This window comes from Mesorhizobium sp. STM 4661, from assembly GCF_000359125.1.
Classification (GTDB): Bacteria; Pseudomonadota; Alphaproteobacteria; order Rhizobiales; family Rhizobiaceae; genus Mesorhizobium.
Genome location: NZ_CAAF010000029.1, coordinates 1 through 12,481, shown reverse-complemented (window position 1 = coordinate 12,481; position 12,481 = coordinate 1). Strand labels below are relative to the sequence as shown.

The 12,481-nt window shown below is 64.3% G+C and carries 7 protein-coding genes; 6 read left to right on the top strand and 1 reads right to left on the bottom strand.

Features of this window, described 5'->3' with window-relative positions:
* Nucleotides 1-210: 210 nt before the first annotated feature.
* A complete protein-coding gene (locus MESS4_RS09910) occupies nucleotides 211-1,107 on the bottom strand; it encodes a LysR family transcriptional regulator (RefSeq protein WP_006329527.1) in 897 nt (298 codons plus the stop codon).
* Nucleotides 1,108-1,382: 275 nt separating this feature from the next.
* On the opposite strand from MESS4_RS09910, the gene MESS4_RS09905 reads away from it, so the two are divergent.
* The 6 genes from MESS4_RS09905 to MESS4_RS09880 all read left to right on the top strand — a co-directional run bounded on the left by MESS4_RS09905 (nucleotide 1,383) and on the right by MESS4_RS09880 (nucleotide 12,017).
* Nucleotides 1,383-2,117: an SDR family oxidoreductase gene (locus MESS4_RS09905; RefSeq protein ID WP_006329526.1), complete on the top strand. Its 735-nt coding sequence runs from the start codon at nucleotides 1,383-1,385 to the stop codon at nucleotides 2,115-2,117.
* A gap of 216 nt (nucleotides 2,118-2,333) precedes the next feature.
* Nucleotides 2,334-2,933 (top strand): NAD(P)-binding domain-containing protein, encoded by a 600-nt coding sequence (locus MESS4_RS09900; protein ID WP_006329518.1) that lies wholly within the window; start codon nucleotides 2,334-2,336, stop codon nucleotides 2,931-2,933.
* Nucleotides 2,934-3,740: 807 nt separating this feature from the next.
* Nucleotides 3,741-5,267, top strand: coding sequence for a TIGR02677 family protein (locus MESS4_RS09895; RefSeq protein WP_006329516.1), 1,527 nt, complete (start codon nucleotides 3,741-3,743; stop codon nucleotides 5,265-5,267).
* A complete protein-coding gene (locus tag MESS4_RS09890; RefSeq protein WP_006329515.1) occupies nucleotides 5,264-6,547 on the top strand; it encodes a TIGR02678 family protein in 1,284 nt (427 codons plus the stop codon). Before MESS4_RS09895 ends, MESS4_RS09890 begins: the two co-directional genes overlap by 4 nt.
* Nucleotides 6,544-10,719, top strand: coding sequence for a TIGR02680 family protein (locus tag MESS4_RS09885; protein ID WP_006329514.1), 4,176 nt, complete (start codon nucleotides 6,544-6,546; stop codon nucleotides 10,717-10,719). Before MESS4_RS09890 ends, MESS4_RS09885 begins: the two co-directional genes overlap by 4 nt.
* A complete protein-coding gene (locus MESS4_RS09880; RefSeq protein WP_006329513.1) occupies nucleotides 10,716-12,017 on the top strand; it encodes a TIGR02679 family protein in 1,302 nt (433 codons plus the stop codon). Before MESS4_RS09885 ends, MESS4_RS09880 begins: the two co-directional genes overlap by 4 nt.
* The last annotated feature ends 464 nt before the right edge of the window (nucleotides 12,018-12,481 follow it).

The window sequence follows — 12,481 nt, the reverse complement described above, 5'->3', positions numbered from 1 at the left end:
CTATTTTCCTCGGAGTTCTCCGCAAAAGCGGCGTCTCCAGCCTGCCAAAAAGACCGTCAGCGATGGTGAAGTCCGTCGCCGTCAGTAGTGTGGCCCTCGCGCCGGTTGCGATACGGCGCAACATTCGCGGATTGAACGACGCCGCTTCAAGCGATCGCAGCTCGGCTTCCGACCGGATTACGGCAAGCGTCGCCGGCGACCTGCCGGGCGTCAGTCGCGCGATATGGACAGCCCCGCGAGAAGCGGAGCGTACGCGGCGAGCCTGCGGGATACGAACTCCGTGAAGAGCCGCACGCGCTTCGTCTTGCGTGTCTCCCCCTGTGTTAGAAGCCAGAGCGTTCCGTACATGTGCAGGTCGGTACCCGGCACCCTCACCAGTAGGGGGTCGGCATCTCCGACGAAGCACGGCAGTGTCGTGATCCCGAGCCCTTGCCGTACAGCAACGATCTGCGCCTCGCCGTCCGTGGTCCTGAATGGAACCCCCGTGGTGCGAACCTCACCCTCGCTGGCCCAATCTGGAATTCCATGAATGCTTATGACGATCCACCGGATGGGATCAGGCGCGCCCGCACGCCATGCGGCTAGTCGATCGCAGGACATGTAGACGCCGCCGAACAGCTCCGGTCCCTTCAGGCCGTGAAGATTGAGCGGCAGGGTTTTGCGATCGTAGACGACGCGGATCGCCACGTCGGCCTCTCGGTTGGTCAGATTTGCCAGCTCGCCGGACGACAAGATTTCCATCTCGATGTCCGGATGCAGACGCGCGAAATCGGCGAAGTCCGGCATGAGCAGGTGTGTCGCGAGGGTCGGAGCCAACGTCACCCGCAGAAGCCCGCGCACGCTCTGGTCGCGCCCGAAGACGCGCGTCTCCAGCTGGTGCGACGACGCTTCCATCTGGTCCGCGAACTCGAGGACCTCCTCGCCCGCAGCCGTCAGGCGGTAGCCCGAGGGCAGCTTTTCGAACATGTGCACCCCGAGGCGTTCCTCGAGCTGGGCGATGCGTCGCAGCACGGTCGAGTGGTTCACACCGAGGCGCTCGGCGGCAGCCCGCACCGAGCCTCCGCGCGCGACGGCAAGAAAGTAGCGAACGTCATCCCAGTCGATCATGGTGCAATCCGGCACCGCGCGGTGCGCCTTCCAAAGCCCGTATCCAACACATCGAACAGCGGTACGGGCCGTCATCATAGCCTATGTCGACCAGCGCGGCCCAATTCCGAACGGCGGACACCGATCGTCGCGGCTGCGTCAGTCGTCCAGCCGGATCGATTTCGCACCACCGATGTGCGCGCTTCCGCACTCAACGCCTGACCGCGGCGAACCTACTTCGAGGCTCTCGGGGGACTTCCCCGAACGACCAACGACAGAGCCTGAAAGGAACGATCATGGGAAAGCTAGACGGTAAGGTTGCAGTCATCACGGGTGGCTCGAGCGGTATGGCGCTGGCGAGCGCCAAGCGGTTCGTTGAAGAAGGCGCCTATGTTTTCATCACGGGCCGGCGGCAGGAGGTACTCGACGAGGCCGTCAAGCTGATTGGCCGGAACGTGACCGGCGTGCGCGGCGACGCGGCCACTCTCGACGACATCGACCGTCTGTTAGACACGGTCAAGCGGGAAAAGGGCAGGATCGACGTCCTGTACGCGAGCGCCGGCATGGGCGAAGCCGTCCCACTGGGCGAGATTACCGAGCAGCATTTCGATGCGACCTTCGGCCTGAATACGCGCGGCACGCTGTTTACGGTTCAGAAGGCGTTGCCGCTGTTCAACGATGGCGGATCCATCTTCATGACCGGGTCAGTTGCTTCGGTGAAAGGTTTTCCTGGTTACGGCGTGTATGCGGCGAGCAAGGCGGCGTTGCGCTCATTCGCACGCACTTGGCTCAACGAACTGAAGGGCAGGAATATCCGGGTGAACGTGCTGAGCCCGGGGCCGATCGCCACACCGATGCAGGACCAAGTTCTCACCGAGGAGGCGAAGCGGATGTTCGAATCCCTGATCCCGCGGGGAAAGATGGGTCGTCCTGAGGAAATTGCGGCGGTCGCGCTGTTTCTTGCTTCAGACGATTCGAGCTTCGTGAATGGGGTGGAGTTGTCTGTCGACGGCGGCTTCTCGGCCATCTGAATTCGCGCCGGATCGCGAGAAGCGGCTGACCGTCCGGCCGCGCGGAAGTCGTTCACGGCAGGACGTCTACGCGTCAATTCAGGAATTCGAACCGATGACGCGCATCGCTTGGGGTGGCGGTCCGAAGATCTCGCGAAGCTCGCCATGCAGCGAAACGGATAACCCAGGGCCGTTGAAGGCCGGGGAATCAATATCAACACGGATCGGAGAAGTATTATGAGCTATGCGATTGTAGGATTCGGCGCTGTAGGCCAGGCCCTCGCCCACGCCTTCGCCCGTAAAAATATCGACGTGACCGTCGCGAGCCGCCAGCCGCCCGAGGCGTTGGCGCCGCAGGCTCGGGCGATTGGACCCACGGTCGTCGCCAAGTCGCTGCGGGATGCACTCGAGGCCGACACAATCATCTTGGCGGTCCCTTTCGGGGAGCATCGCGAGGTTGCGAAAGCCCTGCCGAGCTGGAAAGGCAAGACGGTCATCGACGCAATGAACGCGTTAGTTCCCCTTGAGGAGCTGGACGGTCTCCCGTCCTCCGCCTTCGTCGCGAAGGCGTTCACCGGCGCCAATTTCGTCAAAGGTTTCAATCACCTGGTTGCGGCCACCCTGGCTGCCGATCCGATCGTCGAGGGCGGGCACCGGGTCGTCTTTCTGTCGAGCGACGACGAGGACGCGATCGCTCCCGTGGCGGCCTTGGCCAAACAACTCGGGTTCGCACCCGTCAAGCTGGGAAAGCTCAACGAGGGTGGCGCGCTGGTGCACGCACGCGGCCGCGCTTGGGGCCAGCTCATCTTCCAGGATTTGTTCAAGAAGGAGCAGTAATCGATCTACGACCGTGTGATCGACGCCGAGAACTGGTCGCGCGCGCTAACTTCTTCGAGCAGCGCGCGACCGAATATTTGAAGGCCACAAAGTCGCGAAGGTTGGGGTGGGCCTGACGGCGTATGGGCGCCGTTCGAAGAGCGGGGAGACGCCCGACAGAGCGGCAGATCTGCGGGTCGCCTAGAATCTATCGACTGCTATCGATGGCCTAGGATTCGCTCGGGTGTCCTCTGCTATCCGATACTACTCCACGGTACTCCCCTTCACTCCCATTCGATCGTTCAATAAGCCCACAACCCATTGAAATTAATGTTAAATATTTTTCGGAACGACGAAAAGTCCGACACTAGAACCGTCAAAAAATTGCGCTTTTGATTTTAAAGGGAAAATCGTCGCAAAAAATATTTTGAGGTTTCACCAACTATCGGGACCAATCGGACGATTTCTCGCACTTTGCAGCTTTAGATAGAGCGCCCAAGCCGGCTCGAAAAGTACCGTCAGCGCTCCAGCTAGGGTATTTTTTCGTTGCAAAATCAATGGTCAGGGTGGGTCTGGCGTGTCTAAAGCGTTTGATTTTATTTTTTTCGCGGGCCAGATTTGGAACTTTTCCATATTACTCGGCATAGTCCAGCGCGGCAAAGCCACATTGGCTAGCGTAACTCGCCTGCTGAACCAAACATAGCACATGCTGCTGGTCGGGGGCGAGAACTGGTGATTGCTTCACCATGTGCTCACCTATCAGCACGCCGTCTTGACGGGGAGCCAGAACAAAGCGAAAACATTCGAAATAGGTTGGGGAGGCAGCGATTGCCTAAGCACATTGCGAATGACCCGGCGGATCTATTTCGTCACGTAAGCGCCGAGAAGGCTGCATTCTACCGCTGCATCATGGATGTCTTCGCGGCAGCCAAGCGGCAATATCGTCTACAGTTGAGGCCTGACGAAGTGCTTGCCGAAGCCCGATGGCCGGACGGGTCGCCACGCGTCGAGGAAGTCAATGCGGCGCTCGGCCAGCTTGCGGAATGGGGCAATCTCGAATCGCACCCCGACACCGCGCGGGTTTCCAACCTCAGCGACTTCTATCGCGCCCGCTTCCTCTACCGGCTGTCGCCCGGCGGCGAAGCGGTGGAATCGGCATTGGCGGTGTTCGTGCAAACCTTGCAACGCCGCGCCGAGTTGCAAACGGTGGCGCTCGAAGACATAGCGAGCCGGTTGCAGGCGCTTCAAGCACTGGCCGGAACGGACGAGCCCGATGTCGCTAAGATCCACGAAACGCTGCGGGACCTGGTACGTGTCTTCGAAGGCCTGGCCGAGAACGCGCAGGCGTTCATGGCCGGTGTCGCGCGCAGCATCGAGTTGCAACAGGCCGAAGCGGGCGCAGTCGCGAACTACAAGAAGCGGCTGATCGACTATCTGGAACGCTTCATGGGCGATCTGGTGCGCCGTTCCGACACCATCGCGCGCCTCATACTCGCCTTGGAACCGAGCATCGACGCCCTGCTGGGCCAGGTAGCCGAGCGCGAATCGCGCGATGCGGCTCCCGGCGGCGCGCAGGACCAGTCCGATGCGCGCGACCGCGTCCTGCAAGCCTGGTGCGAGCGATGGAAGGGCCTGCGCGGCTGGTTTCTCAGCACCGGCCACGAGCCCCCGCAAGCCGAACTGTTGCGGGCGCGGGCACGGTCGGCTATCCCGCAGCTCCTGGCCGCGATCGCAGCCCTCAACGAGCGGCGCAGCGGCCGCAGCGATCGCTCGGCCGATTTCCGCTTGCTCGCCGGCTGGTTTGCCGCTTGCGCGGACAATGGCGAGGCGCACCAGCTTGCGCGCGCCGCCTTCGCACTCAATCCCGCACGGCATTTCTCGCTCAACGCCGGCGCGGACGCCGACCTGCCGGCCAGCACCTCCTGGGCCGATGCCGCGCCGCTCCGGATTCATCCTCGTTTGCGCGAATATGGCGAAGCCGCCCCGCGCGGGCCGCTGCCCCGCGTGAGGGACCGCGCCGAGGACCGCGCGTTTCTGGCGCTGCAATTCGCGGAGGAATCGCTGCAGGTGGAAGCGGCGCGCAAGCGCCTCGCCACCAGCCATCCCGCGCGGCTTTCGGATCTAGGCGAACTCGACACGCATGCCTTCGGCCTGTTCCTTGGGCTGCTTGGAGAAGCGCTGAGCGAACAGGCCGGGCCGGAGGCCCCGATAGAACGGCAGACGGGCGATGGCCTGCTGCACATTCACCTGAGGCCGCTTGCCCGCGACAGCCACGCCAGGATCGACACGCCGCATGGCGTCTTTGCCGGGCGAGACCATCTGATCACCATCACGCCTCTGCAGGACGGCCGATGAAAGCGACAAACAGGTCAAACGATGGCCGCAACATCGGCCTGCAGCAGCAACATTTCCAGCGCGAGGAGTTTCGCGCCTGCTTGCGCGCTCTGCTGATGACGCCCTTGATGAACCCCGCGGATGATGATTTCGCTGCCGTGCGCCGACAGGCCGAAGCATTGCGCGAATGGTTTTCGCGCGAGACAGGCTGGATATTGCAGGTCGAGCGCGAGGGCGCGCGCCTCTACAAGCGTCCTGGAACCGTGACAGACACCATGCGCGGCCTTCCCGGCTACGACCGTCGCCGCTACGTGCTGCTTTGCCTCGCTTGCGCGGTGCTCGAACGCGCCGACCCGCAGATCACCTTGCGGCTGCTGGGCGAGAGGCTGCTGGAACTCGCCGCCGACCCGATGCTCGACTTCACCTTTACGCTCGAGGCGCAGCATGAGCGGCGCGAACTCGTGTCGGTGTGCCGCTCATTGCTGGATCTCGGAGTGCTGGACCGCGTCGCCGGCGACGAAGAGGCTTTCGTGCAGGCCGGAGGCGACCAGGCCGACGCGCTCTATGACGTGCAACGCCGCATGCTCGCTGGGATGCTGGCAGCGGTGCGTGGCCCATCCACCTGGGCGCCAGGAGAAGCGCCCTTCACACTCGAAGAGCGGCTGCGCGCCATGGTCGACGAACATGTGGCGGACAGCGAGGAAGGTCGGCGCACAGAGCTGCGCCACCAGCTCGCGCGCCGGCTTCTCGACGACCCGGTCGTCTATGTCGAAACGCTGGATCCGGAAGCCCGCGCCTATTTCTTCAACCAGCGCGGAACGATGGCCGCCCGCCTGTGCGATGCCGCCGGCCTGGTGGCGGAGCAGCGCGCTGAAGGTTTGGCGCTGGTCGACGAAGCCGGCCTGCTGACCGATGTGGCGATGCCCGCCGAGGGGACCGACGCCCATGTGACGCTACTCGTAGCCGAGTATCTGGCCGTCGGCCAAAGGCAGCGGCGCAAGGATGGCGCAGACACGATGCAGGCTCCTATTATGCGAGAGCATGACATTGCGGACTTCCTGCACGAAGCCAAGAGCCGGTACGGCCGTTACTGGCGCAAATCGGCGCGCGAGCCCGGCGCCGAACGCGAACTCACGACAATTGCCATCGAACGATTGGAAAAGTTGCAACTGATCGTGCGAAAAGCCGGAGCCGTACGCCCGCTACCGGCGCTCGCGCGCTTTGCGCTGGGCGAGGCCGAAATTCACGAAACCCGCAATGTGGCAGCACAGGCCGCCGGCTCTCTGTTTGGACCAACATGAACGACCGCTTGAACCTGTTTGCTACGCCACTGGAAAAGCCCATCTTGCCGACACCGACGCGGCCACGATGGCAGCCTCTGCGCCTGGGCCTGGTAGAACTTTATCACTATGACAGTGAGGAATTCTGGTTCCGCGACGGCCATCTGCTGCTGCGTGGCAACAACGGCACCGGCAAGTCCAAGGTGCTGTCGCTGACGTTGCCGTTCCTGCTCGACGCGCAACTCAAGTCTTCTCGTATCGAACCCGACGGGGATGCCGGCAAGAGGATGGCCTGGAACCTGCTAATGAACAGCCACGACCGGCGCAACGGCTACGCGTGGATCGAGTTCGGCCGTGTCGCCGAAGACGGCACGCCGCATTTTCTGTCGCTCGGCGTCGGTCTCTCTGCAACGGCCGCCCGCCCACAAGTTGACAGTTGGTTCTTCCTGCTGGAAGACGCCGACGGCGCGCCGCGCATCAACCAGGATCTGTGGCTAACCAGCGAGCATCGGATCGTGCTGACCAAGGAGCGCCTGCGCGATGCGCTCGAAGGCCGTGGCCAGGTGTTCGACACCGCCGCCGGTTATCGCCGCGCGGTCGACGAGCGCCTGTTCCGTCTGGGCGCCAAGCGCTACGACGCGCTGATGGATACGCTGATCCAGCTTCGCCAGCCGCAGCTTTCCAGGAAGCCTGATGAAACCGCGTTGTCGAACGCGCTGACCGAGGCCCTGCCGCCGCTGGCGCCCGAACTGCTCGGCGACGTCGCCGAGGCCCTCGGACAGATCGAGGAAGACCGTCGTCAACTCGAGGAGTATCAGGCGCTGGCCAAGGCCGTCGGTCGCTTCGAGGAGCGCTATCGCGTCTATGCCGGTACGCAGACGCGCCGGCAGGCACGGCTGCTGCGTCAGGCCCAGACGGAATTCGACAATGCCAGCCGGGCACGCGGCGAAGCCAAGGCCCGGTTCGACGAAGTTCAGGCGCGGGAAGCGCTCGCCCAGACGGCCCGAGACGATTCGGAAATCACGCTGGCGCGCGATCGGGCGCGGCTCGACGCCTTGCGTTCCGACCCGACAATGCAGGATGCCAACCGCCTCGAAAGCGCCGAGAAAGAAGCGGAAGCGCGCCGGCAAGCGATGCAGAAAGCCGCGGCGGCGGTCGAGCAGACAGGCCGGCGGCTGGAACTCAGCATCGAGGAAACCGGGCGCACCGCCCGGCGTGTCGAGCAGGCGGAACGCGCCTTGGCCGAGTTGCGCCGGCAAAGTACCCTTCACGCAGATGCGGCAGGCATCGTCGACCAGCACACCGCAAACCCGCTCGCCGCATTGGAGACTTCCGTGCTGGTCGAGTTGACGCAGCATGCTTTCGACAGAGCCTGCTCCGAGCTTCGCAATCTTGTCGCCGGCCGGCGTGAACAGATCGCCCTGCTGCGTCGTCGTCACGGCGAAGTCGCGCGAGCCGAGGCAGACCATGTCCGGCGCCGCGAAATCCAGGACGAGCGACAGGTCGAAGCCGAAGAGGCTGCCGAACGTCGCACACAGGCCGACGCCGAAATCGAACGCCAAGGCCGGGGACTGGCGGAAAGCTGGGATCGCCATTTCATTGGCCTGAAGCAACTGCAAGTCGATCCGAACGCCAAGTTCGCGGCCCTAACGGCGCTGGCGGAATGGGCAGTGACGCTGCAAGGCGACAATCCCGCCCGGCACCTGCTGCAATCGGCGCATGACGCGGCAAGCTTCGCACTGACGCAGCAGCGCGCGACGCTCGACGGCCAACGGCAGACGCTGGAGGCGGAACTTGGTACGCTCGAAGACGAACGCCAACGCCTGGAGGCCGGCGACGACATGGTGCCGCCTTTGCCCTACACGCGCGACGCCTCCGTCCGGGACGCGCGTCAGGGCGCGCCATTCTGGCAAGTGGTGGATTTTCGCGGCGCGGTGGCTGTCCCGCAGCGCGCCGGCCTCGAAGCCGCACTTGAAGCCGCCGGGCTGCTCGATGCGTGGATCTCGCCGGACGGTCGTCTTCAGTCAAGCGACGATGGCGCGCCGCTATACGATACACATGTGCTGGAACGGCGAAAGTCTTCTCCGTCGCTTGCCGACTTTCTGGAAGTCACGGTGCCGGCCGGCTGTACGGTGCCGGCCGATATCGTCGAGCGCTTGCTGTCCGGCGTCGCCTGTGCGGATGACGACCCGGTCGACACAGAGGCCTGGATTGCCGCCGACGGCCGATATCGTCTCGGTGCCCTGTCCGGCGCCTGGGGCAAGCCGACGGCGGTCTATATCGGCCATGCGGCCCGCGCTGCGGCCCGCACGCTGCGGTTGGCCGAGATTGCCGAGCGCCTGGCGCGGCTTTCCGACGAATTGGCGGCAGTGCAGGCCATGGCTGGGCAGCTCATACTGGATCGCGAGCAGGCCGACGAAGAATGGCGCAAGGCGCCCGCCGACGAGATGCTGCGCAGCGCTCACCTGGCCGCCGTCGCCAGCGCCCGCGCAGCGCGTGTCGCCAGTGAAAGGTTTGCCGAAGCGGATATGCGGTGCCACGAGGCCGAACAGGCACTCAAGGTCGTGCGCGAACGGCTCGCAACGGATGCCGCCGACCTGCGCCTGCCGGAATCGCCCGAGGCGCTGTCCGCCGTCGAAGCGGAACTGGATCATTATCGCGATACGCAGGTGCGGCTCGAGCAGGCAGCCCGCGAGCTGCGCCTGGCGCTGCTCGAATGGCAACGGCAACTTGCCAGGGAGGACGAGACACGGGGCGATCTTCAGCAGCGCGAGCAGGAGTCCGCGGCGGCCCGCGTCGAAGCGGAAGAGGCCCTTGCGCGGCTCGAAGTGCTGCGCGACATGGTCGGCGCCAAGGTCGAGGAGTTGCAGCGGCAACTCGCCGAAGCACGTGTCACGGTCGAAACCGGGGAGGTTGCGCTGAAGCTCGCCGGTGACGTCCTGCGCAAGGCGGGCGAGACTCGCGCGGTGGCTAGCCAGCAAGCAGAGACGGCGAACAACGTCTTGCACGAGCGTGGCGAGGCGCGCGCACAGGCGGTCTCCAAATTGCAGCAGTTCGCCGGCACCGGTCTGCTGTCGGCGGCGCTGCCGCTTATCGAGCTGCCGGATATGGAGGGCCTTTGGACGATCGATCCGGCGCTGACTCTGGCCAGGCGGGCGGAACAGGAACTGTCGAACCTCAAGGACGACGACGACGCATGGGCGCGCGTACAGCGGCAGATTGCCGAGGAATTGACCGAGCTGCAACGCACGCTCGGCGCGCTGGGCCACCAGGCCCAGGCCGACCCCAGCGACTGGGGGTTCAGCGTCGACATCATCTACCAGAATCGGCGCGAGCGGCCGGGCCGCCTCGCCGGCCGACTCGCCGAAGAAATCGCTCAGCGCAGCGAATTGCTGACCGCCAACGAGCGGACCGTTCTGGAGAACCATCTGCAGGCCGAGATCGCCGCTGAAATCCAGCGGCTGCTGCAAGCCGCCGAACGGCAGGTCGATGCCATCAACAGGGAGCTGCACAAGCGCCCCACCTCCACCGGCGTACGCTACCGCCTCCTGTGGCAGCCGCTGTCCGAGGAGGAAGGTGCGCCGGTGGGCCTCGACGTGGCGCGCAAGCGCCTGCTCAACACCAGCCCGGATCTCTGGTCGGCGGAAGACCGGCGTGTCGTCGGAGCGATGCTCCAGCAGCGCATCTCCGCTGAGCGGGAGCGTGCCGATTCCAGCAGCGGAAAGGACAGCGGCACCCTGCTTGACCAGCTCGCCCGCGCCTTGGATTATCGCCATTGGCACCGTTTTCGCGTCGAACGCTGGCAGGAGGGGCATTGGCGCAAGCTTTCCGGCCCTGCCTCGAGCGGCGAGCGGGCACTCGGCCTGACGGTACCGCTGTTCGCCGCGGTCGCCAGCTTCTACAGCCAGGGCAGCTATGCCCTGGCACCGCGGCTGATGCTGCTCGACGAAGCCTTCGCCGGCATCGACGACACGGCGCGCGCGCACTGTATGGGACTGATCCGCGAGTTCGACTTGGACTTCGTCATCACCAGCGAGCGCGAATGGGCCTGCTATGCCGAGCTGCCGGGCGTCGCTATCTGCCAGTTGCAGCGGCGCGAAGGTATCGATGCCGTGTTCGTCTCGCGATGGACATGGGACGGGCGGGAGAAGAGGTCCGAGGCCGATCCCGATCGCCGATTTTCGCCGGCATGAACGACCAGGTCGAACCGCGTCTTCAACGCCTGCTCGGTGGCGAGCATCTCGCCTCGCTGCGCAGGCGGCTGCGCCAACGTTTCGAGCGCGCACCACTCGGCGGCGCTGTCGATCACATTCGCGTCGCCGGACTCAGCGCGGAAGAACATGCGACACTGGCCTCGCTGCTCGGCCGGCCGCAGCGCCGCTCCAAGTCCCTGCGGATCGATGTCCGCCAGGTCGATGCCGATCTGCTGCGCTCCGGCATCGCCGCGTCCTTGCGTGACGCGTTGGAAAAGCTCGACGGGCCCATCCTTCACCTCGCCGGGATGCGCCTTCATTTGCAAACAGTGTGGTCCGATGTAATCGATGGTTGCAGCCATCCCGGCTTGGCTAGCTTGCTCCTGACGCCGGAGGGCATCGGCCTGCTCAAGCGGCTTTCTCGACAGGATGCGATCGCCGCGGCGGAGCTTTGCCGGCGCACCGAAGAGGTGCTGCGGCATCTGCCGGCAAAGGGTATCACGCGTTCGCAACTGGCCGCTGACGTGTTGGGCGATGCCCATGCCCTCGACAACGGCCGCGGGGTCGCGGCACTTGTGCTGGCGGTCTGGCGTCAGACCACCACGCCCGCTCCTGACGCCATCGCACCTATTACCGACGAAGGCGGCGGCACGGCGCGGAAATCGGGAGAGGACGTCGATCTGGAACCGGCCGGCGGTGCAGAGCGAGCCCGCGAGACATGGGCCAGAGCAGGCGTTCTGGTCAACGAGCTGGCACGCCCCGCACTGTTCCTGAACCTGCCGACAAGCGGGAGCGAAAGCGATCGTCGGCCTCCGGGAGAACCGGCCTATGCATCGCTGCGATCACTGCTGCGCTCGTCAACCCGATGGGACGCAGCGGGCCGCGGCGTCTACGTGTGCGAAAATCCCAACTTGCTCGCCATCGCCGCGGACCGATGGGGAGCTGTCTGCGCACCGCTGGTGTGTACTGATGGTATGCCGGCGGCTGCGCAGCGATGTCTTCTGACCCAACTCGCGCAGGCGGGCGCGCAACTCCACTATCACGGCGATTTTGACTGGTCCGGGTTGCACATCGGCAACCACATCATGCGCGAGCACGGTGCAAGGCCGTGGCGCTTTGGCGCCGTCGACTATATTGCCGCCGTGCGAACGGCGCGTGGCCTTGCCCACCCACTTGGAGGAAAGGCGGTCGAAGCATCATGGGATGGGGCGCTGGCGCCCGCCATGCGTGAACACCGCGTCGCCATCGCCGAGGAGGCCCTGGTCGCCTCGTTGTTGCAGGATCTCGATGATCGATGAAGCTGCCTTCTTCAAGGAAGAGAGGCGAGCAAATGGGGGGGAACCTCCGATATCAAGGCGCATGATCCTAACTAGGAAAGATACCAATCCTGTCCCCGTTGCGCCAAGCACCATGCCCCACTCTTTTGGCTGAACATGATAGCCGCGCGGCCATGTGGACCCACAGCCCGACCGGCATGCGCCAACTTCTGCTATAGTAGATTGGCATCTCTTCATCACGAGGTGCCTTCTCCAAGTCATCGTGTTCCACCGGCCCGCAATTCCGCAGCCGGCGGATCACAGGATATAGCGATGACATATAATCAGCGCCTTTCGTCCAATGCAGACGGTGGCGACATACGGACCTGGAAGCATGGAGAATTTCCCATGCCGGACTGGGTGCCGTCGAACGAACGAGTACTAGTCGCTCGTTTCAACCAATTCGAAAGGATTGAGTGATTCACTTTTGCAGCCACTCTTGGCAA

What these genes read in the sequence shown, in the direction of transcription:
- MESS4_RS09905 (WP_006329526.1), top strand. Translation starts at nt 1,383, where the DNA reads ATGGGAAAGCTAGACGGTAAGGTTGCAGTCATCACGGGTGGCTCGAGC.
- MESS4_RS09910 (WP_006329527.1), bottom strand. Translation starts at nt 1,107, where the DNA reads ATGATCGACTGGGATGACGTTCGCTACTTTCTTGCCGTCGCGCGCGGA.
- MESS4_RS09885 (WP_006329514.1), top strand. Translation starts at nt 6,544, where the DNA reads ATGAACGACCGCTTGAACCTGTTTGCTACGCCACTGGAAAAGCCCATC.
- MESS4_RS09890 (WP_006329515.1), top strand. Translation starts at nt 5,264, where the DNA reads ATGAAAGCGACAAACAGGTCAAACGATGGCCGCAACATCGGCCTGCAG.
- MESS4_RS09900 (WP_006329518.1), top strand. Translation starts at nt 2,334, where the DNA reads ATGAGCTATGCGATTGTAGGATTCGGCGCTGTAGGCCAGGCCCTCGCC.
- MESS4_RS09880 (WP_006329513.1), top strand. Translation starts at nt 10,716, where the DNA reads ATGAACGACCAGGTCGAACCGCGTCTTCAACGCCTGCTCGGTGGCGAG.